Source organism: Dickeya undicola (genome assembly GCF_000784735.1).
Classification (GTDB): Bacteria; Pseudomonadota; Gammaproteobacteria; order Enterobacterales; family Enterobacteriaceae; genus Dickeya; species Dickeya undicola.
The window spans coordinates 115,905-139,454 of the sequence record NZ_JSYG01000008.1 but is presented as its reverse complement, the minus strand read 5'-3'; the positions used below and the strand labels follow the sequence as shown (position 1 = coordinate 139,454).

General features: G+C 55.1%; 20 protein-coding genes. 10 read left to right on the top strand and 10 right to left on the bottom strand.

From position 1 onward, the window contains the following. Positions 1–2 precede the first annotated feature (2 nt). On the bottom strand, positions 3–1,748 hold the full coding sequence (oxc, locus tag OB87_RS03970; RefSeq protein WP_033568137.1) for an oxalyl-CoA decarboxylase: 1,746 nt from the start codon (positions 1,746–1,748) through the stop codon (positions 3–5). Positions 1,749–1,819: 71 nt separating this feature from the next. After that, complete coding sequence (locus tag OB87_RS03965; protein WP_033568136.1) at positions 1,820–3,127, bottom strand: OFA family MFS transporter; 1,308 nt, start codon at positions 3,125–3,127, stop codon at positions 1,820–1,822. A 402-nt stretch (positions 3,128–3,529) separates the two neighbouring features. Here OB87_RS03965 and OB87_RS03960 point away from each other — a divergent pair, with 402 nt between their 5' ends. The 3 genes from OB87_RS03960 to OB87_RS03955 all read left to right on the top strand — a co-directional run bounded on the left by OB87_RS03960 (position 3,530) and on the right by OB87_RS03955 (position 5,275). Further along, positions 3,530–4,426: a LysR family transcriptional regulator gene (locus OB87_RS03960; RefSeq protein WP_033568135.1), complete on the top strand. Its 897-nt coding sequence runs from the start codon at positions 3,530–3,532 to the stop codon at positions 4,424–4,426. A gap of 41 nt (positions 4,427–4,467) precedes the next feature. Next, entirely contained in the window at positions 4,468–4,728 is a 261-nt protein-coding gene (locus OB87_RS20520; RefSeq protein WP_148042049.1) for a hypothetical protein, read from the top strand. A 94-nt stretch (positions 4,729–4,822) separates the two neighbouring features. After that, the gene (locus OB87_RS03955) at positions 4,823–5,275 is read left to right on the top strand and encodes a GNAT family N-acetyltransferase (protein WP_081977346.1); all 453 of its coding nucleotides are present in this window, start codon (positions 4,823–4,825) and stop codon (positions 5,273–5,275) included. A gap of 182 nt (positions 5,276–5,457) precedes the next feature. Here the strand turns inward: OB87_RS03955 and OB87_RS03950 are convergent, their stop codons facing one another. Beyond that, on the bottom strand, positions 5,458–5,943 hold the full coding sequence (locus OB87_RS03950) for a MarR family winged helix-turn-helix transcriptional regulator (RefSeq protein WP_050515633.1): 486 nt from the start codon (positions 5,941–5,943) through the stop codon (positions 5,458–5,460). Positions 5,944–6,069: 126 nt separating this feature from the next. Between OB87_RS03950 and OB87_RS03945 the strand changes: the two genes are divergently transcribed. Together OB87_RS03945 and glk are read left to right on the top strand one after the other, a co-directional pair. Next, entirely contained in the window at positions 6,070–6,360 is a 291-nt protein-coding gene (locus tag OB87_RS03945) for a DUF3861 domain-containing protein (RefSeq protein ID WP_033568133.1), read from the top strand. 140 nt (positions 6,361–6,500) lie between these two features. Beyond that, positions 6,501–7,469, top strand: coding sequence for a glucokinase (gene glk, locus OB87_RS03940; RefSeq protein ID WP_033568132.1), 969 nt, complete (start codon positions 6,501–6,503; stop codon positions 7,467–7,469). Positions 7,470–7,574: 105 nt separating this feature from the next. Here the strand turns inward: glk and OB87_RS03935 are convergent, their stop codons facing one another. Next, positions 7,575–7,895, bottom strand: coding sequence for an NIPSNAP family protein (locus OB87_RS03935; RefSeq protein ID WP_235425233.1), 321 nt, complete (start codon positions 7,893–7,895; stop codon positions 7,575–7,577). Between the two features lie 320 nt (positions 7,896–8,215). On the opposite strand from OB87_RS03935, the gene bhsA reads away from it, so the two are divergent. Further along, entirely contained in the window at positions 8,216–8,467 is a 252-nt protein-coding gene (bhsA, locus tag OB87_RS03930) for a multiple stress resistance protein BhsA (protein ID WP_033568131.1), read from the top strand. 65 nt (positions 8,468–8,532) lie between these two features. On the opposite strand, the gene OB87_RS03925 is transcribed toward bhsA, so the two are convergent. After that, positions 8,533–9,789 (bottom strand): valine--pyruvate transaminase, encoded by a 1,257-nt coding sequence (locus OB87_RS03925; protein WP_033568130.1) that lies wholly within the window; start codon positions 9,787–9,789, stop codon positions 8,533–8,535. Positions 9,790–10,182: 393 nt separating this feature from the next. Between OB87_RS03925 and OB87_RS03920 the strand changes: the two genes are divergently transcribed. Next, a complete protein-coding gene (locus OB87_RS03920) occupies positions 10,183–11,391 on the top strand; it encodes an aldose 1-epimerase family protein (protein WP_033568129.1) in 1,209 nt (402 codons plus the stop codon). A 102-nt stretch (positions 11,392–11,493) separates the two neighbouring features. On the opposite strand, the gene ghrB is transcribed toward OB87_RS03920, so the two are convergent. The 3 genes from ghrB to OB87_RS03905 all read right to left on the bottom strand — a co-directional run bounded on the left by ghrB (position 11,494) and on the right by OB87_RS03905 (position 14,018). Then, positions 11,494–12,456 (bottom strand): glyoxylate/hydroxypyruvate reductase GhrB, encoded by a 963-nt coding sequence (gene ghrB, locus OB87_RS03915; protein WP_033568128.1) that lies wholly within the window; start codon positions 12,454–12,456, stop codon positions 11,494–11,496. A 549-nt stretch (positions 12,457–13,005) separates the two neighbouring features. Next, positions 13,006–13,461 carry an N-acetyltransferase gene (locus OB87_RS03910; protein WP_033568127.1) on the bottom strand — a complete coding sequence of 152 codons (456 nt, stop codon included), beginning with the start codon at positions 13,459–13,461 and terminating at the stop codon, positions 13,006–13,008. Then, a complete protein-coding gene (locus tag OB87_RS03905) occupies positions 13,458–14,018 on the bottom strand; it encodes a DNA-3-methyladenine glycosylase I (RefSeq protein WP_033568126.1) in 561 nt (186 codons plus the stop codon). Before OB87_RS03905 ends, OB87_RS03910 begins: the two co-directional genes overlap by 4 nt. A gap of 188 nt (positions 14,019–14,206) precedes the next feature. On the opposite strand from OB87_RS03905, the gene OB87_RS03900 reads away from it, so the two are divergent. The 3 genes from OB87_RS03900 (at position 14,207) to glyS (ending at position 18,149) form a co-directional block, all read left to right on the top strand. Continuing rightward, positions 14,207–15,013: a sulfite exporter TauE/SafE family protein gene (locus tag OB87_RS03900; protein ID WP_033568125.1), complete on the top strand. Its 807-nt coding sequence runs from the start codon at positions 14,207–14,209 to the stop codon at positions 15,011–15,013. A gap of 142 nt (positions 15,014–15,155) precedes the next feature. Beyond that, positions 15,156–16,070, top strand: coding sequence for a glycine--tRNA ligase subunit alpha (glyQ, locus tag OB87_RS03895; RefSeq protein WP_033568124.1), 915 nt, complete (start codon positions 15,156–15,158; stop codon positions 16,068–16,070). 9 nt (positions 16,071–16,079) lie between these two features. Beyond that, positions 16,080–18,149, top strand: a complete 2,070-nt coding sequence (glyS, locus tag OB87_RS03890) for a glycine--tRNA ligase subunit beta (protein WP_033568123.1) — start codon at positions 16,080–16,082, stop codon at positions 18,147–18,149. Between the two features lie 96 nt (positions 18,150–18,245). On the opposite strand, the gene OB87_RS03885 is transcribed toward glyS, so the two are convergent. Both OB87_RS03885 and uca read right to left on the bottom strand, forming a co-directional pair. Next, positions 18,246–19,247: a hypothetical protein gene (locus OB87_RS03885; RefSeq protein WP_033568122.1), complete on the bottom strand. Its 1,002-nt coding sequence runs from the start codon at positions 19,245–19,247 to the stop codon at positions 18,246–18,248. Between the two features lie 672 nt (positions 19,248–19,919). Then, positions 19,920–23,519, bottom strand: coding sequence for an urea carboxylase (gene uca, locus OB87_RS03880; RefSeq protein WP_033568121.1), 3,600 nt, complete (start codon positions 23,517–23,519; stop codon positions 19,920–19,922). Positions 23,520–23,550: the final 31 nt, after the last annotated feature.

Genomic DNA, 23,550 nt, shown 5'->3' with positions numbered 1-23,550 from the left:
GATTATTTTTTGATGGCTTTGGCTGGGTTCAGGTTGGTAATGCGGCCACTTTCGGTGCCGACTGTCTCGTCGATGACGGCATTGATAAGCGTTGGCTTACCGGAGGCAATGGCTTCATTCATGGCGTGATGCAGTTCATCCGTGGTGGTGACATGCACGCCCACGCCGCCAAACGCCTGCATCATCATTTCGTAGCGTGCGTCTTTGACGAACACGGTGGGGGCCATGTCTGTGCCGCCCGCGGCATTGATGTCGGTCCCTTTGTAAATGCCGTTGTTGTTGAACACCACAATGCAGACGGGCAGGTGGTAACGGCAGATCGTTTCAACTTCCATGCCGCTGAAACCGAAGGCGGAATCGCCTTCAATGGCGATAACCGGTTTGCCCGTCACCACTGCACCAGCGACAGCAAAGCCCATGCCGATACCCATCACCCCCCAGGTGCCGACATCCAGACGTTTGCGCGGCAGGTACATGTCCACGATGCTGCGGCCAAAATCCAGCGTGTTGGCCCCTTCGCTGACGACGATGGCTTCCGGGTTGTCCTTCACGATGGCTTTCACGACGCTCAATGCGCTATGGAAGTTCATCGGCGATGGGCGGGCGGCCAACATGTCAGCCATCTTGTTGATGTTTTTGGCTCTGCGTTCTGCGATAACGCCGGTCCAGTCAGTCGAAGGTTTGGCCCAGTTGTTGCCGATGCCGTTCAACAAAGCGGTGATGCAGGAACTGACATCACCGATAAGCGGTGCATCAATCGCGACGTTGCTGTCGATTTCAGTCGGCGCGATATCGATCTGGATAAATTTCTTCGGCCCGTTTTCCTGCCCCCAGGTCTTGCCTTTACCGTGTGAAAGCAGCCAGTTCAGACGAGCGCCGATCAGCACCACCACATCCGCTTCTTTCAAAACGTAGGAGCGAGTGGCGGCGGCAGACAGTTCATGCGTATCCGGCAGCAAGCCTTTAGCCATCGACATCGGCAGGTAGGGGATGCCGGTTTTTTCGACGAAGGCACGAATCTCGGCATCGGCACGGGCGTAGGCCGCCCCTTTGCCCAGCAGAATCAGCGGTTTTTTAGCGTTCTTGAGTAGCTCAAGCGCACGGGTTACGGCATGTGGTGCGGGGAGCTGGCGCGGCGCAGGGTCGACGACCTTGATTAAGGATTTACGCCCGGCATCCTGTGGTAGGGTTTGCGAGAACAGTTTAGCGGGCAGATCCAGATAGACCCCACCGGGGCGTCCGGAGACGGCTGCACGAATGGCGCGAGCGATACCAATACCGATGTCTTCGGCTCGCAATACGCGAAAGGCGGCCTTACACAGCGGCTTGGCGATAGCCAGTTGATCCATCTCTTCGTAATCGCCTTGTTGCAAATCGACAATTTCACGCTCGCTGGAGCCGCTGATCAGGATCATCGGGAAGCAGTTGGTCGTGGCGTTGGCGAGAGCGGTCAGGCCGTTCAGGAAACCGGGTGCGGAAACCGTCATACAGATACCGGGTTTGGCGGTAAGGAAACCGGCCGCCGCCGCCGCGTTACCGGCGTGTTGTTCATGGCGGAAAGAGATAACCCGCAGTCCTTCCGCCTGGGCCATACGCAGCAGATCGGTAATCGGAATGCCGGGTAAACCGAAGAGGGTATCGATATCATTCAGTTTGAGTGCTTCAAGAAAAAGGTGAAAGCCATCAATCAGTGTTGTTTTTTCTGATGCTGCCGCATTGGCAGTATCGATTTCGGTAATAGAAGACATAAGACCTCGCTTTTAATTTCCAATGTCATGAATTTTTGTAGTGAATTTAAATTTCTAGTGAATTTAAATTTCTAGTGTGTGGGTATGAGCATTCCATTCGTTTCTTTCCAGACAGGAGGGTGTTTCCACAATGGAATAAGAATGAGCCCGGAAAGTAACGCCATAATGGAAGAGACAATAATGGTGAAGGAGTGACCGTAGGTGGAAATTAAATAAGCGGAGAAGACACCGCCATAAATTCCCCCTAAGCCTTTGGCTGAGGCATACAACATGCCGTAATTGGAGCCGGAAGCAACTTCACCGTAGTAATACCCTACAATTGATGCAAACAGCGAATATAATGCTCCCCAGAAGAATATCGAGATAATACAACTGCTGATAAAACCTGTTGCGCTATTGGCTTTAGCGAAAAATAACGCCACGAGAGAAAACACGCCACACAGGATATAAAAGATGGTCATGGTTTTATCGATGCCAATCTTGTCTGCAATCCAGCCGCCAACAACCCGGCTAAGGCCGCTGGTGATTGCCATTCCGACGGTAACGATGGTGCCTGCTGCCAAACTGAAGTGGAATGCTGACGCAAATTTGATGCTATTTGAAATAAAGGTCAGGCCGGATGCGGAGACTAAAACGAAAGAGGCAATTAACACCCAGAACTGCCAGGTATGCATTGCTTCTCCCATACTGTATTGTTTCTCGCACGGGCGTTTTACTACGGTATGCTTTTTTGCCGATGATGGGGTGAAATAACGCCAGCCTTTCGGTGGGTCTTTCATCAATAAGCCGGTGATAATGATAACGCCAGAGATGATCGCCGCCATAATAAAAATGACATTGAAGAAGGTACTGTCTGGGGCGTTGTCTGGAATGCTACGGATGGGGAAAATAAAGGGTAATGCTCCCCAGGAGAAAGCGGCGGAAATAAGACCGATAGTGATATTCCTGTGATCAGGGAACCATTTGTTGCAGGTGGTTATCGCTGCGTTGTAGACAAATCCGCAGAAAAAACACCCAATACACCAGACGATGAGCACGACTTTATAGGACAACGTCTGCCCAAATGCGCACACCAGCAGCCCGATGCCTGAAAAGATACCCGCGACGACAGACACGACCTTGGGGCCAAACTTGTCACGAAAAATCCCACCGGGCAGGGTGCCGAATGCCTGGAAAATAACGAACATACTAAACATTAACGATATTTTTGTCGGTTCCCAGTCATATATTTTGGCAAAGTGCGGGGCAATAACCGACCAGGCATATTCATAAGGGCTAATAACAGACATCGCCAGAAAAGCCAATACAAAAAGCCACCATCGATTAAAGCCGAGTATTTCCTTATCCGTTCGATTCCGCACATCTATTCTTTCACTCATAATACACTCTCCTGACTTCGAGGATTTGAAAATAAGGGGTGGAGTGAAACACCGAAGAAATCGCTAACCATAATCTGGTTGGCTATTTTCAACGTGTTTCACTTGCTTTATTAATACCCGTCATATTTCAGGTTTCCGGTGTTATGACAGTCATTAAAATGATTATTCCATTGGTGATAAAGTCAGATGGAAAGTCATTTCTGCTAACTAATTCACAAGTATTTTAATTTTTATCAATTTATTTCCATTGAATAAAATCCCGTGGCTATTTGAATAATTTCATCGATTGATTTATTGACAGTAAAATGTAATTGCTCTTCGTTCTGTTTCTGGTATTTATTAATAACCACAAGGTACTGAATGTGGAAATGTTTTTTTTTAATCTATCGATGACTTAAAATCATGAATATCTCAAATATATCGTTAAGGCAGTTGCGTATTTTTCTGGCGGTGGCTGAACATCATAGTTTTAGTCGTGCAGGAAACATGGTTTCCCTGACACAATCCGCGATGAGTCACAGTATTGGTGATCTGGAAAATGAGCTGGGCGTCAGATTATTTAAACGGACAACCCGTGAGGTGGTATTAACGCAGGAAGGGGCAGATTTGTCGCAAGACCTTCGCCGTGTTTTGGGTGATCTGGAAACGACGCTGTGTAATGTCCAGAGTTGGGGAGAGCGGCGTCGCGGGCTGGTGCATGTAGCAACCAGCCCCACCATCTCGGCGGGGATCATGCCTGACTGCATCGCGCAAATCGCTGAAAATTATCCGCACGTCAATTTAGTCATCCATGACCGGGTACAGCAGCAAGCGATGCAGATGGTCATGGACGAGGAGGTTGATTTTGGTGTGGTGATCGAACCCGCTGTACCGTCCGATTTGTACACCGAAACATTCATGGAGGAGCCATTTTGTCTGGTACTGCCGGAGCATCACCCGATTGCCCGGCTGAAGCGAGTGACATGGTGTGACTTGCAGAATCAGGAACTGGTGTTGCTTGACTATGCCTCAGGCAGCCGCCCTTTAATCGACAATGCGTTGATTCGTCATGGTGTCACACCGCATGTCATTCAGGAGCTTGGGCATGTCACCACCATCTTTCGTATTTTGCAGTCAGGTATTGGGGTTTCGGTCATTCCACAACTGGCATTATCTTCCCTTGAATTTTCCGGGCTGGCAGTCCGTCAGTTATGGCCAATCGAGAACCGACGATTGCAATTGGTCCGCCGTCGTAATCGTTCGCTCTCCACTGCGGCAACCGCAGTATGGACGTTAATCCAGACGCTGTGCCAGGCCTGAGTGTGACCGGCTTGAGTTAGCGGGCACATGTCGTATACATAATGAAAAAACAGATTGATGATGGGTCGCCACAGGCGGCGAGCTTGCTTTGTCATCAGTCATTCGCGGGTCAATACTTTTCATGTTTCCAGAACAGCGGATCTGACCATGCTGGACGTCAGGAACGCGTCAGACCGGCTATTCGTCATATTTCATTGCGTCAATATCAGGGAAGGTCAATACATCAGGTGGGTAAGCGTTTTATTCGCGTGGACGCAGGTGGCGTTGCTTTTGCTACTGGCATGACAGGTGATGCTGTGTGAGACAAGGGTGGACGTTATCGTTGTTGTCGGCGTTGTTCTGGCGGGCGGTCTGGTGGGATGATAACCCCTCATCATGATCAAAAGGAGTAACACCGTGTCAGCGCAATGGGAGAAAAAGGACTATCAGGTGTCGACGGATCCGCAGCAGCTCGATCTGGATACCATTCATGGCTATCTCACCACCTCCAGTTGGGCAGCAGGCATCGATCGGGAAACTGTCGCACTGTCTATCGCCAACAGCCTGTGTTTCGGGCTTTATCATCAGGGCCGCCAGATTGGCTTTGCCCGCATGGTGACCGATTTCGCTACCTTCGGCTATCTGTGCGATGTGTTTGTACTGCCCGTACATCAGGGTGCCGGGCTGGGCCGTTTTTTGGTGGAATGCACGGTCAACCATCCGCGATTGCAGCGCTTGCGCCGTCAATTGCTGCTTACCTCTACCGCGCCGTGGCTATACCAGAAAGTGGGCTACGAGCCGGTTAACCGTCAGGATTATGCCTGGACCTTTGTCCGCCAGGATATCTACAGCACCGGGATGGCAGGCTGAGGTCAGCGGTTCATCATCAGGCTTTTATACCCGTCATACTTCAAGTTGCAGGTGCGTTGGCTGCGTTACTCGGTCCATTTCATGGGCCTCGCCCCTTCGGGGCCGCTGCAAGCAGCGTTCAAATCGGCTTACGCCAATTTGTCACTCACCCCAGTCACTTACTTATGTAAGCTCCTGGGGATTCACTCGGTTGCCGCCTTCCTGCAACTCGAATTATTTTGGGTACATTCCGATATTGAGGCCAGGTTGGCCTTCATTTTCTGCAATACCTGTGCGAACTGGTGGCGCTCTTCCGGCGTTACATCGGCAAAGGCGCGTTGCAACAGGCTGGTGCGAGCATCGGCGAACTGGCGATGTGTGTCCTCACCTTTTTTCGTCAGTAACACTACCTGTGCCCGCCGGTCGGTCGGCGAAGGCTGGCGGGTGATCAGCCCCAGCGTTTCCAGATCTTTCAGCAGACGGGCAATCTGCGCTTTGTCCCGCCCCATGTACTGCGCCAGAAAATGCTGGCTCTTGCCGGGGTGGCGAGCTATCAGCCCCAGCGTGCGTGCCTGAAACGGGGCGAGGCCCGTCTGCGTCAGTGCATCGCTCTCCTGCAGACGTTGTTTAAAACCGTGGATCAGTTCTCCCAGCAGCTCAAAGGTCTGGGTATCAAGGGTGTCACGCATCAATTTGTTGACCTTATCAACCATTTGGTTTATATGTTCATATGGTTGATAATGTCAACCATATGGCGACGCCGGGCCGCCCATGCCATCGCACGATTCAAACCGCACAACCGCAAGGATAAAATCATGCCTTATCACTATCGTATCACGCTGGAAAATATCACCGATAATCGCGACGAAACGCCACAAAATCGCGCACTGACGTTTGACGTCACCAATCATGACGATATTCTGGAAATCATTGAGAAAGTTCGGTCAAAGGGGATTTTGCCGGACTCGGAGGTCGCCGCGTTCTGCACCGGGCTGAAGCTGTTTAGCGAGGTCATGATGACCCACCGCAAAGACGCTCTGTTTCAGGAATTGGCTCCCGCATTTCGGGACTTTATGCTGCGGCTGAAACGGGGGGAAACGGCCTGATGTGATCTGTCGCGTCTCCCTGATGGCATGGACCGCCAGTAAATATGAGTGAAATTCGGGCGTGCTTGCCGTCATCGGCGTGCGGTTTTCTCCGTGTGCCCAAGTACGCATGATGATATTTCAATGGGAGATCGTAATTTATGCATCAGTATGCGCTGGTAGGTGATGTCGGTGGAACCAACGCACGTCTTGCCCTTTGCGAGCTGGCGAATGGGCATCTGTCACACAGTAAACAGTACGCGGTTCACGAGCACGACAGTCTGGAAGACGCCATTCGTCTGTTTCTGACGGAACACGCGGCGCTCACTATCAAAGAAGCCTGCATTGCCATTGCCTGCCCGGTGACCGATGACTGGGTGGAGATGACCAACCATCACTGGGCGTTCTCCATTGAGGCCATGCGGCAGAGCCTGGGGTTTGAGCGTCTGGCGGTGATCAACGATTTTACCGCCGTCAGCATGGCGATTCCGGTGTTAACGCCGGAGGATGTGATTCGGTTGGGCGGCGCTGATGCAGTCGCTGGTAAGCCGGTGGCGGTATACGGTGCCGGAACCGGGCTTGGCGTGGCGCACTTGCTGCCGGTGAACGGCAAATGGCTAAGCCTGCCGGGCGAGGGCGGTCACGTGGATTTCGCGTCCAACAGCGAAGAAGAGGACATCCTGTTGCAGGTGCTGCGTCAGGAACTGGGGCACGTTTCCGCTGAGCGCGTGCTGTCCGGGCCGGGGCTGGTGAATATTTATCGGGCGATCGTCAAGGCGGACGACCGGGTGCCGGAAGCGCTGACGCCGCAGGTGGTGTCCGAACGGGCGCTGGCGCACAGCGATGTGGACTGCCTGCGCGCGCTGTCGCTGTTCTGCGTACTGATGGGGCGTTTCGGCGGCAATCTGGCGCTGACGCTCGGCACCTTCGGCGGTGTCTACATCGCTGGCGGCATCGTGCCGCGTTTTCTGGAATTCTTCCGCAACTCGGGTTTTCGCAGCGCCTTTGAAGACAAAGGCCGTTTCCGCGATTACCTCGCCGACATCCCGGTGTTCATGATCACCCACCCACAGCCAGGGCTGCTGGGCGCGGGCGCGTATCTGCGTCAGGCGCTGGGCCAGACGCTGTAACTCCTTTATCTCGCGCGGAGAGCCTATTCGTCAGGCAACCAAAACAGGTTGCCTGATGGTTTGTATTCCCTGGATGTGAGCGCGATAGCTAAGACTGGAGCGGTGTTATTGCAGCGGTGAGGCAGGTAAGGCAACGAGTGGCGTTTCCTGCACATTTTCGATCATATTCATCTCAAATCCCGACATATCGGCATGAAATGCATCGCTGGACATATAAGCGAGTGCGGTTGTTTGAATGTCCACGCCGTCGGCATAGCTCACCAGTGCCACCACCTGGCGATCGTTCTCCTGTGGTCGAAAAACACCATGTGTTTCGATGTGGAACAACTTCAGGCTCTCAATGTGGTGATACCAGATTTCAGCGTACTGACTAGCCGCGACCGCCGTTTTCAATGTGTAGGTTCTTAACTGAAAGACAGACATCATGACATCTCCTGAGTGTGTGCTTCGCCCGGAGTATTGATGATCTGATGCGAGAGGAATGACGCCATTTGTGCGGACGAGATGAGTACAAATGGAAAAACGCACGCAATGCGCCTTGTTTGCCCCGCGTCAGCATCAGCCACTGTGCAGGTGGGTAATAATTCGCCGAGAGTGCGGGTTTTTTTATTTCATAAAATTTGAATGATATCTGCAAATAAACCCGGTTTTAACGTGGCGATAACAGGTCTATTATCACTTTCATCGAAGGCGATAACGCCTCCAGTTAAGAACACTAACCGAATTCCAAGTGAAGGATATTGACCATGAAATCTATCAAAAATGTTGTTGCAGTTATCGCGTTGGCTACCCTTTCTTTCGGCACTTTTGCGGCGACCGAAGTACAGCACGCTGGCAGCCAGTCTGTTGGCACCGTGAGCGCCACCGCCGGTACGCTGGACAGCCTGCAGGCCAGCCTGTCTGAAAAAGCACAGGCCGCTGGAGCTAAATCATTCCGCATCATCTCCGCCACCGGCAACGACAATCAGCTGCGCGGTGTAGCAGAAATCTACAATTGATCATTGGTTTCCATGTCGCACAGGCCGCCTTCGGGCGGCTTTTTTGTGTATGGAATGTTCAGATATCAGATGCCGGCTTCTTTTCGCGCCCGTTCCACCTCTTCGGCCAGAATGGCGACGCCCTGCTCGATTTTTTCCGGCTCCGGCACATAGTTCATGCGCAGGCACTGGTGGGCGTGCGACCATTCCTGCTCCAGACCAGGGAAGAAGTAGTGGCCCGGCACCATCAGCACACCGCGTTGTTTCAGCCGCTGGTACAGCACTTCGGTGGTGATCGGCAGGTCTTTGAACCACAGCCACAGGAAAATCGCCCCTTCCGGTTTGTGGATCAGGCACACCTCTGGCGACAGATAACGACGAATGATGGCGATAGCCTGCTCCACCCGTTGACGGTAGAACGGCCGCACCACGTCGTTAGAGAGCCGCAGCAGGTCGCCGCGCTGAATCATCTCGTGGGCCAGCGCCGGGCCGATGGAGCCGGGTGCCAGGCTGACGATGCCGTTCATGTTGCCAAGCGCTTCGATCACCTGCTCCGAACCGATCACGATGCCGCAGCGCGAGCCGGGCAGACCGAGTTTCGACAGGCTCATGCACAGGATGGTGTTCGGGTTCCACAACGGCGTGGCGTCGCTGAAAATAATGCCGGGGAACGGCACGCCGTAGGCGTTGTCGATCACCAGCGGAATCTGATGTTCGCGGGCCAGTGCATCCAGATGCTGCAACTCTTCGTCGGTCAGCACATTGCCGGTGGGATTGGTGGGCCGCGAGACGCAAATCATGCCGATGTCGTCGGTGATGCGCAGTTGTTCGAAGTCGACGTGGTATTTGAATTGCCCTTCGGGCAATAGCTCAATTTGGGGGCGAACGGAGACGAACATGTCTTCATCCAACCCGGAATCGGCGTAACCGATGTATTCCGGTGCCAGCGGGAATAGCACACGACGGCGCTGGCCGTCGTCGGTGCGGCCGGCAAACAGGTTAAACAGGTAGAAAAACGCACTTTGGCTGCCGTTGGTCAGTGCAATATTCTGTGGTCCAATCTCCCAACCCAGCTGTTCGCGCAGCAGGCTGGAGAGCGAATGCAGTAGCACATCCTTGCCTTGCGGACCGTCGTAGTTGCACAGGGCATCGGTCAGTTTTCCTTGATCCAGCAAGTCGCGACACAACTGCTGAAAATAATCGTCCATCGCCGGGATATGAGCTGGATTGCCACCGCCCAGCATGATGGCTCCGGGGGTACGCAGCCCGTCGTTCAGGTCGTCCATCAATTGGGTAATGCCAGCATGGCGGGTAAATTTGTTGCCGAAACGGGAAAAGTTCATAGTTTGTCAATAAAGGGTAACGCACAGGTAAACCGACACCTTAGCGCGCGTGTCGGGCAGGTGCAATCGCAACAGAAAATCCATCACCACTCTTTATGCTATATATTTTTGTTATGGAAAAATAATTAACTATTGTCATTACTGTGCTGTTTCAGCATAACCCATCCACATGGTGCCAAAAGCTGAACGTGCGTCAGCTTTTATCTGATTTATCTCACGTTTTTCCTGCAAAAATACTCACCATGCTTATTAAAATTGTGATGAATAATCCAAATTCATCGCGAAAAAAGAGCAGTTGGTTATCTGGTGATAGCAGTCACATTCTCCCGTCAGCCGGATTTGTAGTCTTTTAGCTCCGCAGGCTTAATCAATTCAGCTATAAGGACGAATGGGATGAAAAACGTACTGGCAATAAGTATCGCTCTGGCGCTGGTTTCCTGGCAGGCATCAGCTCAGACCTTTGTGCTGACGGATGTTGAAAGCAGCACCGAGAAAGGAAACTGGCAGATCAGCAGCGACACGCTGAAGATCAAAGATCAGCGCTTCAGCATTGAACAGAAAGTACTGCACGGCGGACGTCAGGAAGGCAGCAAAATTCTTACTATCACCAGCCCGAATGGGCTGCAAATCACCCTCAGTCCGACTCGCGGCATGGATTTGTTGCATGTGACTGGTAAAAACATCCGGCTGGGCTGGGATTCACCGGTGGATGAGGTGGTGAACCCGAATACCATCACGCTTGAAAGCCGCAACGGGCTGGGCTGGCTGGAAGGTTTCAATGAGATGATGGTGCGCTGCGGGTATGAGTGGACCGGCCACCCGGTCACCAGCGACGGCATGATTTACACCCTGCACGGTCGCGCCGGTAATACACCGGCGTCGAAAGTTGTCGTGGATGTCAGCGACAAAGCACCCTACACCATCACTGTGCGCGGCTTGCTGAAGGAGAACAGCTTCAAGAAATCTAACCTCGAAACCTGGACCGAACTGCGTTACGTGCCGGGTAGCGAGTCCTTTACCGTACACGATGTGCTGACCAACAAGTCGGATTACGCCCGCGATTACCAGATCATCTACCACAGCAATTTCGGTACGCCGATTCTGGAAGAAGGGGCACGTTTCCTCGCGCCAGTGAAAGAGATTTCACCGTTTAATGACTACGCCAAAGCGGGTCTGAAAAGCTGGCAGACGTATAAAGGACCGACTAAAGACTTCGACGAGATGGTGTTTAACATGACGCCGTACGCGGATAAAGAGGGCAAGACGCTGGCGGCACTGGTGAATCGCGCTGGCGACAAAGGGGTGTCGATCGCTTTTGATACCCATCAGTTGCCGCTGCTGACGCTGTGGAAAAACACCGATACCCTGAAACAGGGCTACGTTACCGGCATCGAACCCGGCACCAATTACGCCTACCCGGTCACCATCGAACGCCAGCAGGGAAGGGTGAAGAAGCTGCAACCCGGCCAGAGCACCACGTTTGAGCTGACCTACAGCCTGTTGAGCAGCCCGGCGGCGGTACAACAAACCGAGCAGAAAGTGAAAGCGATTCAGGGCGATCGCGCCACGACGCTGACCGAAAAACCGATTGCGGTGGAGTGATCGCGCTTACCGTAGGTTAAGGTCAGGATTCGTGCTGTGATTCCGCCTTCCTGATATCAGGAGGGCGGAATATTGAAGATAAAACGGAGGTAACGTGCTGAATTACTTCAGCACGTCCGGATTGACGCAGTTTTCTTTGACGTTGCCGCTCAGTGCGGCGATCAGGTTATCTACCGCGCAGGCCGCCATGCTATAGCGGGTTTCATGGGTAGCGGAGCCGATATGCGGCAGCGCAACCACGTTGGGCAACTTCAGCAGCGGCGAGTCCACCGGCAGCGGTTCCTGCTCGAACACATCCAGACCGGCAGCGTAAATAGTGCCGTCAGTCAGCGCGTCAATTAACGCCGGTTCGTCGATAACCGGACCGCGACCGATGTTGATCACAATCGCGCTGGACTTCATTTTCTTCAACTGCTCACGTCCAATCAGATGATGGGTCTGCGGGGTCAGCGGCAGGGTAATGCACAGAAAATCCGACTCTGCCAGCAAGCCGTCCAGATCACGATAACCAGCATTGAAGCGGGTTTCTGCTTCCTGATGATGACGGCGGGCGTGGTACAGCACCGGCATACCGAAGCCCAAATGCGCACGCTGTGCTACCGCCAGACCGATACGCCCCATACCCAGAATACCGATGGTTTTGTGGTGCACGTCAATGCCAAACCAGTCTTGATCGACACTGGTTTTCCACTCCCCGGCTTTAACCCGCTCTGCCACTTCCAGCCCGCGGCGGGCGGTCATCAGCATCAGCGTCAGCACCGCATCCGCCACCGTTTCCGTCAGGGCGGTTGGCGTGTGCATCAGCAACGCTCCTTTGTCGTTCAGGGTGGCGAGGTCGATATTGTCGTAGCCGACCGAAATGGTTGAGACGGCGCGCAGGCGCGGTAAATGGGAGAGAAATTCCCGGCTAACCGTGGCGCTGGAGCCGATCAGGCCTTCCACCCGTTCCAGTACGGGGTGATCGACTGGCGGCAGCCCGTTGAATTCATGCACGGTGGCGTATTGTTCAAGGCGAGCGCGCAGGGCGTCAGGGATACTTCTGTAGAGGATCACTTCAGGTTTCATCAGTTCACTCCGGCTGATAGGCGATTGTCTGATTAGCGCGACGGTTGTATGTAAACGCGATTTTTGAAAAGAGTTCTCAGCTAGCTTCGCATATTGATGCCCGGTCTTTGCCGTGCCATCGCCCAAAAACGATTGGATGATTCAATGAAATACGATGGTAAACAGTCATATATGCTTATTATCCGCGCGCTATTCACGCGCAGCGCCGGATGCGAAGCGATTTGTTCTGTTGGGGAGCGCGCCGCCCGACCCGTAAGGCATAAATTAGCCCAGAGGCGACGAGTTCTAAACCGGTTGCTTCAGGCATGATGGTCGACATGGTGGGAGACTGCAAGCCAGAGGGGAGTCGGGTGGCGCGCCTTCTAATGTGCCAGAAGGCGCACGCCCGCTAAAAACCCTGGTATTGGCTGAAATCAGCGGTGTTGCAAAAAAGATGAAATAATTGGCAGCCATACTCACGCCAGCGGCATGAGTTGGTATGTTATAAAGTATCATTTCATGGCGGTAATGCAACCGTAGCGGGACGTTCTTCGGCTATACCAGCCTGATTCAGGACATGACGGAGGCGAGCAACGCTTGGTCCTGCCAGTGCAGGATCAGCAGGTTAGCTTGAGTTTCGGATTGATAGCTTTCCTGTACGGTAATAAACCCCTGTTTGCGGTAAAAGGCACAGGCGCGGTGGTTTTGCTGATACACCTCCAGGCTGAGCATGGGAAAGCGGTGTTGGACATGTTGCATCAGCGCCGCACCCACTCCCCGGCCGTACAGGTTGTGATGGACAAACAGCGCACCGATAAAACGCTGATCCATCACACTGATAAAACCGCCGATGCCTTGTTCATCCTCATAAATCCAGGTCTGCGAGTGGGGGATATAATGCCCGCGCACCAGTTCCTCGCTTTCCCGCCAATAGTGCGGCGCGATAAACGGATGCGCCAGGGTGGTGCTTTCCAGCCACAGCCGCACCAGCAGATCCAGATCCTGCGGACGATAAGGGCGGATCACAGCGCCTCCGGACGACAAAAGCATTCAGTGGTATGGTCGTTCACCAGTCCAGCGGCCTGCATAAAGGCGTAACAGATAGTCGAGCCGATGAAGGTAAAGCCACGTTTTTTCAACGCTTTTGACATGGCGTCCGACACCGTTGTCTTCGCGGGCACGTCGGCCAGCGAGGCGTGTCGGTTGACAACCGGTTGGTGGTCGACGAAGGACCAGATAAAAGCGGCGAAGTCTTCTCCTTGCTGCTGCATCGCCAGCCAGGCGCGAGCATTGCGGATGATGGCTTCAATTTTGCCGCGGTGGCGGATGATGCCTGGGTCCAGCACCAGCCGGTTTACGTCGTCGTCGGTCATGGCGGCGACGCGATGGGGATCAAATCCGTGGAAGCAGCGGCGGTAGTGTTCCCGTTTTTTGAGCACGGTTATCCACGACAGCCCGGCCTGCTGGCCTTCAAGACACAACAGTTCAAACAGTTCCCGTCCGTCGGTGCAGGGCTTCCCCCACTCGTTGTCATGATAATCCTGGTACAACGTGTCCTGCGTGACCCAACCACAGCGTGTCATCCTCTTCTCCTTGCTCCCCGGTTGAGATTCACCGGCATTGTTGGTATTGATGATGGCCGGTTTCAGCGCATCACCCGCGTGGCTGGGCGATCATCAGCCTAAGCGCGGTGCGATGCAACCCTGCGCAGACAGGGGCCGTGTGAGGCATGACGCCGGAAATAACAGAGTATAAACGACAGGGGACAATAATGGGGATTGAGTGGGTGCTGGCCTATCTGGCGCTGGGTGCCGTGGTGGGTTTTATGGCTGGATTACTGGGCATTGGCGGGGGCGGTATCATGGTGCCGGTGCTGACGGCGCTATTTGCCGCGCAGGGGGTGGAAACGTCGCATCTGGTGCATCTGGCACTGGGCACATCAATGGCGGCGATTGTGATTACCGCCATCTCCAGTCTGCGTACGCATCATCAACATCAGGCGGTGCTGTGGCCGGTGGTGTGGCGTATCACGCCAGCGATTCTGGTGGGGACCTTCGCCGCCACCTGGCTGGCGGCGCTGTTGCCGACCCGCGCGCTGGCGATTTTCTTTTCCTGCTTCATGGCGTATGTCTCGTTACAAATGGTGCTGAACATTAAGCCCAAATCCCACCGGCAGTTGCCGGGCGTGCCGGGTATGTCGCTGGCTGGGCTGACCATCGGCGGTATTTCCGCGCTGGTTGCTATTGGCGGCGGGTCGCTCACCGTACCGTTTTTGACCTGGTGTAACGTGCGCATCCAGCAGGCTATCGGCACATCGGCGGCGGTTGGTTTGCCGATTGCCTTGTCCGGTGCGCTGGGATACGTGATTAACGGCTGGTCGGCTACCGGCTTGCCCGCGTTCAGCGTGGGGTATGTCTCGTTACCTGCGGTGGTGCTGATCTCCGCAGTCAGTTTCTTCACCGCGCCGGTGGGCGCGCGTCTGGCGCACCGACTGCCGGTCGCCACGTTGAAAAAGGCGTTCGCCGGGTTATTGCTGCTGCTGAGCCTGAAAATGTTGCAGACCGTGTTCGCAGGCTAATCACCACGGGAACCGGAAGGAAAAGCGGACTACAGAGCAATGCGGCCCAAGTTGTTGCCGCATTCTGGCTGTATATCTTGCACTCAGAGGGTATACTGGCGCCTTCATTGTAAAAACCACTTGTATCGCGTGCGAATCCAACATGCAAAAGTTTGATACCAAGACCTTTCAGGGCCTGATCCTGACGTTACAGGATTACTGGGCACGTCAAGGCTGCACCATCGTCCAACCACTGGACATGGAAGTCGGCGCTGGCACTTCTCACCCTATGACCTGCCTGCGCGCGCTTGGCCCGGAGCCGATCGCCGCCGCTTATGTGCAGCCGTCCCGCCGTCCTACCGACGGCCGCTACGGTGAGAACCCCAACCGTCTGCAACACTATTACCAGTTTCAGGTGATCATTAAGCCATCGCCGGACAACATTCAGGAGCTGTACCTCGGCTCGCTGAAAGAGCTGGGTATGGACCCGACCATTCACGACATCCGTTTCGTGGAAGACAACTGGGAAAACCCGACGCTGGGTGCCTGGGGACTGGGCTGGGAAGTGTGGCTCAACGGCATGGAAGTGACCCAGTTCACCTATTTCCAGCAGGTGGGTGGTCTGGAGTGCAAGCCGGTAACCGGCGAGATCACCTACGGTCTGGAACGTCTGGCGATGTACATTCAGGGCGTGGACAGCGTTTACGACCTGGTGTGGAGCGACGGCCCGCTGGGTAAAACCACTTACGGCGACGTGTTCCATCAGAACGAAGTGGAGCAGTCCACCTATAACTTCGAATACGCCGACGTGGATTTCCTGTTTACCTGCTTCGAGCAGTACGAAAAAGAAGCCCAGCAGTTGCTGGCGCTGGAAAAACCGCTGCCGCTGCCTGCCTACGAGCGCATTCTGAAAGCCGCCCACAGCTTCAACCTGCTGGACGCGCGCAAAGCCATTTCCGTGACCGAACGTCAGCGCTACATCCTGCGGATCCGTACCCTGACCAAAGCGGTGGCGGAAGCCTACTACGCCTCCCGCGAGGCGCTGGGCTTCCCGATGTGCAATCGAAAAAAGAGCTGAGAGGCAGCGATGACAGACAAGACGTTTCTGGTGGAAATCGGCACGGAAGAGCTGCCGCCGAAGGCTTTGCGCAATCTGGCGGAATCTTTTGCCGCTAATTTTACCGCTGAACTGGATACGGCCGGGCTGGGTTATCAGTCGGTCAGCTGGTTTGCAGCACCGCGCCGTCTGGCGCTGAAAGTCGCCGGTCTGAGTGCGTCTCAGCCGGACAGGGAAGTGGAAAAACGCGGGCCAGCCATCGCGCAGGCGTTTGACGCCGAAGGCAAACCGACCAAAGCGGCCGAAGGCTGGGCACGTGGCTGCGGCATCACCGTTGAGCAGGCCGAACGCCTGACCACCGACAAGGGCGAATGGCTGCTGTTCCGCGCGCAGGTGAAAGGCGAAGCGGCGCAGGCGCTGCTGCCGGGCATGGTTAGCACCGCGCTGGCGAAGCTGCCGATCCCGAAATTGATGCACTGGGGTGACAAAGACACCCAGTTTGTGCGTCCGGTGCACACCGTAACCCTGCTGCTGGGCGACGAATTGGTCCCCGGCACCGTGCTGGGCATCGACTCTGCCCGCACCCTCCGCGGCCACCGCTTTATGGGCGAGCCGGAATTCACCATCGATAACGCCGACCAGTATCCGCAGATTCTGCTGGAGCGCGGCAAGGTGCTTGCCGACTACGAGGCGCGTAAAGCCAGAATCAAAGCGGATGCCGAAGCGGCCGCCCGCAACATTGGCGGTAACGCCGATCTGAGCGACAGCCTGCTGGAAGAAGTCACCTCGCTGGTGGAATGGCCGGTGGTGCTGACCGCGAAGTTCGAAGAGAAATTCCTGGCGGTGCCAGCGGAAGCGCTGGTGTACACCATGAAAGGCGACCAGAAATACTTCCCGGTTTACGACAACAACGGCAAGCTGCTGCCTAACTTCATCTTTGTTGCCAACATCGAGTCCAAAGACCCGCAGCAGATCATCGCCGGTAACGAGAAGGTAGTACGCCCGCGTCTGGCCGATGCTGAATTCTTCTTCAATACCGACCGTAAAAAACGCCTCGAAGATCATCTGCCACGTCTGGAAACCGTGCTGTTCCAGCAACAGTTGGGCACGCTGCGCGACAAGACCGACCGTATCGCGGCGCTGGCTGGCTGGGTGGCTGAGCAGATTGGTGCTGATGTTAATCACGCCAAACGTGCGGGCTTGCTGTCCAAATGCGACCTGATGACCAACATGGTGTTCGAATTCACCGATACTCAGGGCGTGATGGGGATGCACTACGCCCGTCACGACGGCGAAGCCGAAGACGTGGCGGTGGCGCTGAACGAACAGTATCAGCCGCGCTTTGCCGGTGACGAGCTGCCGTCTTCGCCGGTAGCCTGTGCGCTGGCGATCGCCGACAAGATGGATACCCTGGCGGGGATCTTTGGTATCGGTCAGCACCCGAAAGGCGACAAAGACCCGTTCGCGCTACGCCGCGCCGCGCTGGGTGCATTGCGTATCATCGTGGAAAAACGTCTGCCGCTGGACTTGCAAACCCTGACCGAAGAAGCGGTGCGCCTGTACGGTAACAAGCTGACTAACGCCAACGTGGTGGACGATGTGATCGAATTCATGCTGGGCCGCTTCCGCGCCTGGTATCAGGAAGAAGGTCACAGCGTGGACACCATTCAGGCGGTGCTGGCGCGCCGTCCGACTCGCCCGGCAGATTTCGACGCCCGTGTGAAAGCGGTGAGCCATTTCCGCACGCTGGAGCAAGCTGCCGCGTTGGCCGCTGCCAACAAGCGCGTGTCCAACATTCTGGCTAAATCCACCGAAAGGCTGAACGACAGCGTGCAGGCGGCGTTGCTGAAAGAGAACGAAGAAATTCAGCTGGCGACCTATGTCACCGCGCTGACCAGCAAGCTGGCACCGTGGTTTGCCGAAGGCCGTTATCAGGAAGCGCTGGTGGAACTGGCCCAGCTGCGTGAGTCGGTGGACAACTTCTTCGATAAGGTGATGGTGAACGCTGAGGATCAGCAGGTGCGTATCAACCGCCTGACGCTGCTCAACGAACTGCGCAACCTGTTCCTGAAAGTTGCGGATATCTCCGTGTTGCAGTAATTCAGGTTGCAGCTAATCAGCTGGATATGCCCGTAAACAGAGAGCCTCCGAATGGAGGCTCTTTTTTATCATAAAGGGCAGTTGGCTGTATTGCGGTTAAGCCGGTACGTGGCTGGTATCGGTTGATATTTCACGAATGACTTTTTGTACCCATGCACAGAGTGTGTACTGATGATAGATATTTTCTGGTACAGCTTGGTAAGGGGTATGGATGAAATCAGGTGGAACGGAGCCATCCTGATTCAGAACACACACATTTTGCGGGTTATAAAAATCGTAACTGGTAATATAGGGATTGGTGGTAATCAATTTTTTATTATAAGCCATTGATTCGTAGGCTCGAAATGATAATCCTGTCTGTTGACCTTGCAGAATATCCAGAATGGCTCGGGAATTATTAATTTCATGAGCCAGTTCAGCGCCCAGTAATAATTTTTCTGATATTTTTATTCTTTCATCTTTTATATTTTTTGGTTTTCCAGCCTTTCCGACATAAAAGATAATATTGGATTTTAGCTGGGGATGCTTATCAAGAAAATGGATTGCCTGCCTATATCTTTCCGGTGTGAAGCTCATAATAGAAAAAACATCATACTCACACGCCTGGTAAGAAAGCGTACTTTTCCAGGCCGGATCAATGTAATTGGTGATTTTGGCAAAGTGAAATTGGTCGCAATCCTCACTGTCAAAACTGAGTACATGATCGAACTGGTTGAGATATAAAGCATTATTAGGGGCTTTTTTTAGACTGTCCCACAATGTGGCGACAAGCTTTTTTCCATGCCGGTGAAGTATTTCCAGATGCTGTTGATTGAACAACTTAGGTTCCGTCATGATAATGGCGTCAAATGGCTCTCTGCCGATAAAAAAATTGTGCAGGCCAAGTTTGATTTGATTATCAAGAACAAGGCGTTTGTAGTTCTTGCCTGTTATCGCTTTATAGCATTTCGCGATGATTTTATGACGCGAATCAAAATAGCTAAACGTTGATAAGTCGCAATGGTCAATATGGATGACGTCGTGACCCTGCCGCTTCATCTCCGCCACAATGGGTGTAGCCAAATCGGCCCAATTTGGGCAAATAAATAATAAACGCATGACGCTATCAACCCCGTGATAGTTTTTTACCCGTCATACTTCAAGTTGCAGGTGCGTTGGCTGCGTTACTCGGCCCATTTCATGGGCCTCGCCCCTTCGGGGTCGCTGCAAGCAGCGTTCAAATCGGCTTACGCCAATTTGTCATTCACCCGAGTCACTTACCTGAGTAAGCTCATCGGGATGAAATGAGAGACATCCTGTCTCTCACCAGAGGCCAGCCGTTGGCTGGTCAAATTCGTTCCCGACGAATTTGTCACTCGGTTGCCGCGTTACAAGGCTCAAATGAGCCTTGCCCTGAAGGGCCAACGCTTCGCGTTGTTCAAAACGCAATACGTTTTGTCCTGCAACTTGAATTATTTAGGGTATATTATTCATCAGATAGAGCGGGTACGGCACTGACCGGCTGTATCGGATTAATACGAAAATTATAATTTAGTGAGAATGTAGCACTAAAAGTCACGAAAAATCCAGATGGACACGTGGTTTCTTCATGAAGACCATGTGGTATTTAAGCCGTGTTTTGTGGTGTATACCCTGGGTTATTGCGTGCGTGGGGTGGTCAGCGTCGGGTTGCACCGATGTAAGACTCTGTGGGTATCCCGATGATTCAGGCAGCCTGAAGACAACCGGCTGACGTGTGTCAGCCGGATAAGTTGGCAAGATTATCAAGGATCAGGCATCCGCGGGTTCGATCACCATCAGTAACTGCCCCGCCTGCACCTGATGGCCGGGCTGGCGGTATAGGGTGTGGATGGTGCCAGCCACTGGTGCGGTGATGGGAATTTCCATTTTCATTGACTCCAGAATCCCTACCAGTTGACCTGCGCTGACGCTATCGCCGGGAGCTACCAGCCACTGCCAGACGCTGCCCGCCACCTGGCTTTCCACACCGTAGCCGTCGGTGGGCATGGTATCGTCATCCGCGATAGTTTCCTGCAAGCTGCTGTCGAAAGTGAATTGACCGTCGGCGCGCCAGCGCGCCAGTTCCTCGTCGAATGCCCGCTGGCGTTGCTGCTGGAAAGCGTCTATCGCCGGTTGCTGCTCTACCAGGCTCCGCTGATAGTCGGCGAGGCGGAACTCCCCTTCTTCGGTACGTAACGGATAATCTCCCCACGGGAAGCGCTCACGGGCTGCCCGCAGTTCCTGTGCCGTAACCGGATAAAAGCGAATCTGATCGAAGAACCGCAGCAACCAGGGTTGATGGAAAGCGTCGGTTTGTCGATCGCGGTTCCACATCTGCAATGTGCGACCGATGAATTGATAGCCGCCTGGGCCCTCCATACCGTATACACACAGATAGGCACCGCCAATGCCAACCGAGTTTTCTGCCGTCCAGGTGCGAGCCGGGTTGTATTTGGTGGTCACCAGCCGGTGACGTGGGTCGAGTGGGGTGGCGACCGGCGCGCCGAGGTAGACATCACCCAGGCCCATCACCAGATAACGGGCGCTGAATACGATGTCTTTGACCTGCTCCACCGATTGCAGCCCGTTGATGCGGCGGATGAATTCGATGTTGCTGGGGCACCAGGGGGCACCGGGCCTGACCGACTGGGTATAGCGGGTGATGGCCTCGCGGCAGGCATCGTCGTCCCAACTGAGCGGTAGCCACACGGTGCGGGAGGGCACGGCGGCGTGTTGCAGGTCGCCGAGCGCGTCGTCTGCGTGCTGCAGATGCGCCAGCAGCGTGCTGCGCGGGCATTGCAGGCTGTCGAAGTGGACTTGCAGAGAGCGGATACCCGGCGTCAGTTCCTGTACGCCCGGCAACGGATGCTGTTCCAGCCATTGCATCAGCGCGTGCACGCGAAAGCGTAGCGCGATATCGAGCCGGTGCTCGCCATACTCCAGCAGCAGGAAACGGTCGCCTGCCGCCAGACAGGTCACTGAGGGTCGATCGTCTTGTGCCTGTCGGTGATATAGCACGGGCGAGGGGCAACAGGCGTCGGTGGCGGAAGCTGCTACCAGACGACCCGCTGTGATGGCGTGTTCCGCCTCGCGCGCCAGTTCATCCGCCTGTTCCAGTGTGACTGGAATAAAGCGAATGCTGTCACCAGCTTTCAACTGGCCGAGTATCCAGAGATCGGCGTGGATCACCGTGGCCGGGCAGACGAACCCGCCCAACGATGGGCCGTCCGGCCCCAGAATCACCGGCATATCGCCGGTAAAGTCCACCGTGCCGAAGGCGTAGGCGTTGTCATGGATATTGGACGGGTGCATACCGGCTTCACCGCCATCGGTTCGTGCCCACTGAGGTTTCGGGCCAATCAGCCGGATGCCGGTTCGGCTGGAGTTGTAATGCACCTGCCAGTCGGCAGCGAAAAAATCTTCAATGTCATGCGGTGTGAAATAGTCCGGCGCGCCGTGTGGCCCGTAAACCACCCGGAGTTGCCACTGCGTGCTCCAGTTGGGCGCAGGCAGGGCGGCGTTGAGGGTGGGCGACTGAGATGCGGCGGCTGCCAGATGCAGTACGTCACCCGCGCGCAATGCGCGCCCGGCATGGCCGCCGAATTTGCCGAGCGTAAAGGTGCTGCGGCTGCCCAGATAAGTCGGGCAGGCTAAACCACCAGCCAGCAACAGGTAGCTGCGGCAGCCTGCTCCCTGAATATCGCCAAGCGTCAGTGTTTGCCCGGCGCGGGCGTGATGTGTCTGCCAGCCGATGAGCGGAACATCATCCAACCGGGCGTCGATGGCGGCACCAGTGATGACGAAAGCGCAGTCGCGGTTGAAGCGCAACGTCGGGCCACGCAGGGTGATCTCCAGCCCGGCGGTATCCGGCGCGTTGCCCAGCAACTGGTTGCCGAGCCGAAAAGAGCGCGAGTCGAACGGGCCAGAGGGCGGGACGCCGACATGCCAGTAACCGGTTCGGCCGGGTGCATCCTGTACGGTGGTGAGTGTGCCGCCGCTGAGGACATCCAGCGTGGCGGGTTGCCAGACGACGTTACCCAGTGTTGCGGTGATGATTTCTCCGCGTCGGACAGCAGGTAGCGTCAGCAGATGGCGCAGCCAGTCGAGATTGGTTTCGATGCCGTACAGCGATGTGGCGTTCAGCGCTTGCGCCATACCGTCGATCGCCACGTCCCGGTTGGCACCATGAACGAGGACTTTCGCCAGCATCGGGTCGTAAAACGGCGACACCTCGCTGCCGCTGTCCAGCCAATGGTCAATACGCAGGGTGAGGCCGGGGAGTTCATCCGGGAAACTGACGTTACTCAGCAACCCGGCGCAAGGCTGGAACTGTTTGGCCGGGTCTTCGGCGTACAGCCGCACCTGTATGGCGTGGCCGTGTGGTGTGGCGGTAAGGGTGTGGAGCGCGGGCAGGCAACCGGCACCCAGCATCACCATCCACTGCACGATGTCGACGCCGTACACCATTTCGGTCACGCCGTGTTCTACCTGCAGGCGAGTGTTGACCTCCAGGAACCAGAACTGCTTGCTGCTGTCGTCGTACACATATTCAACCGTGCCTGCGCTGCGGTAGTTCACCGCCTGACACAGACGGATGGCGGTGGCCTGTAGTTCGGCGCGCACGTGGTCGCTAAGGTTAGGGGCGGGGGTTTCTTCAATCACTTTCTGGTTGCGACGCTGGGCGGAGCAGTCGCGCTCGCCAAGGGCGATGACGTTGCCCTGTCCGTCGCCGAAGACCTGTACTTCGATATGGCGGGCCTGGGCGATAAATTTTTCCAGAAATACGCCGTCGTCGGCGAAGTTGTTGCCCGCCAGTCGTTTTACGCGGGTAAAGGCATCGACCAACTGGTCCTGGTCATTGCAGCGCTGCATACCGATGCCACCACCGCCCGCCGTGCTCTTTAACATCACGGGATAACCAATGAGCTGCGCCTGGTCGCAGGCGCTCTCTAGCGAGGTGAGCAGGCCGCTGCCCGGCAGTAGCGGTACGTTATTCTGTTGCGCCAGCGCGCGCGCCTGGTGCTTGAGGCCGAAAGCGGTCATCTGTGCCACGGTCGGGCCGAGAAATACCAGGCCTGCCTGCTCGCAACGGGTGACGAAACCGGCATTCTCGCTCAGGAAGCCGTAGCCGGGATGAATGGCTTGTGCGCCGCTTTCTGCTGCGATATGCAGTAATTTGTCCTGATCCAGGTAGGTATCTCGTACTGGGCCGTCGCCCAGTGACCAGGCTTCGTCCGCCTGACGCACGTGCAGTGAATGACGGTCTGCTTCGGCGTAAACCGCGATAGCTTTTACGCCCATTTTTTTCAGGGTGCGGATGATACGCACCGCAATAGCGCCACGGTTGGCAATCAGTACTCGCTCAAACATGACAGAGTCTCTTACCGGCAGGTCGTCCTGC

Coding starts and splice junctions, on each gene's coding strand:
- oxc (WP_033568137.1), bottom strand. CDS start 1,748: ATGTCTTCTATTACCGAAATCGATACTGCCAATGCGGCAGCATCAGAA.
- OB87_RS03965 (WP_033568136.1), bottom strand. CDS start 3,127: ATGAGTGAAAGAATAGATGTGCGGAATCGAACGGATAAGGAAATACTC.
- OB87_RS03960 (WP_033568135.1), top strand. CDS start 3,530: ATGAATATCTCAAATATATCGTTAAGGCAGTTGCGTATTTTTCTGGCG.
- OB87_RS20520 (WP_148042049.1), top strand. CDS start 4,468: ATGAAAAAACAGATTGATGATGGGTCGCCACAGGCGGCGAGCTTGCTT.
- OB87_RS03950 (WP_050515633.1), bottom strand. CDS start 5,943: ATGCGTGACACCCTTGATACCCAGACCTTTGAGCTGCTGGGAGAACTG.
- OB87_RS03945 (WP_033568133.1), top strand. CDS start 6,070: ATGCCTTATCACTATCGTATCACGCTGGAAAATATCACCGATAATCGC.
- glk (WP_033568132.1), top strand. CDS start 6,501: ATGCATCAGTATGCGCTGGTAGGTGATGTCGGTGGAACCAACGCACGT.
- OB87_RS03935 (WP_235425233.1), bottom strand. CDS start 7,895: ATGATGTCTGTCTTTCAGTTAAGAACCTACACATTGAAAACGGCGGTC.
- bhsA (WP_033568131.1), top strand. CDS start 8,216: ATGAAATCTATCAAAAATGTTGTTGCAGTTATCGCGTTGGCTACCCTT.
- OB87_RS03925 (WP_033568130.1), bottom strand. CDS start 9,789: ATGAACTTTTCCCGTTTCGGCAACAAATTTACCCGCCATGCTGGCATT.
- OB87_RS03920 (WP_033568129.1), top strand. CDS start 10,183: ATGAAAAACGTACTGGCAATAAGTATCGCTCTGGCGCTGGTTTCCTGG.
- ghrB (WP_033568128.1), bottom strand. CDS start 12,456: ATGAAACCTGAAGTGATCCTCTACAGAAGTATCCCTGACGCCCTGCGC.
- OB87_RS03905 (WP_033568126.1), bottom strand. CDS start 14,018: ATGACACGCTGTGGTTGGGTCACGCAGGACACGTTGTACCAGGATTAT.
- OB87_RS03900 (WP_033568125.1), top strand. CDS start 14,207: ATGGGGATTGAGTGGGTGCTGGCCTATCTGGCGCTGGGTGCCGTGGTG.
- glyQ (WP_033568124.1), top strand. CDS start 15,156: ATGCAAAAGTTTGATACCAAGACCTTTCAGGGCCTGATCCTGACGTTA.
- glyS (WP_033568123.1), top strand. CDS start 16,080: ATGACAGACAAGACGTTTCTGGTGGAAATCGGCACGGAAGAGCTGCCG.
- OB87_RS03885 (WP_033568122.1), bottom strand. CDS start 19,247: ATGCGTTTATTATTTATTTGCCCAAATTGGGCCGATTTGGCTACACCC.
- uca (WP_033568121.1), bottom strand. CDS start 23,519: ATGTTTGAGCGAGTACTGATTGCCAACCGTGGCGCTATTGCGGTGCGT.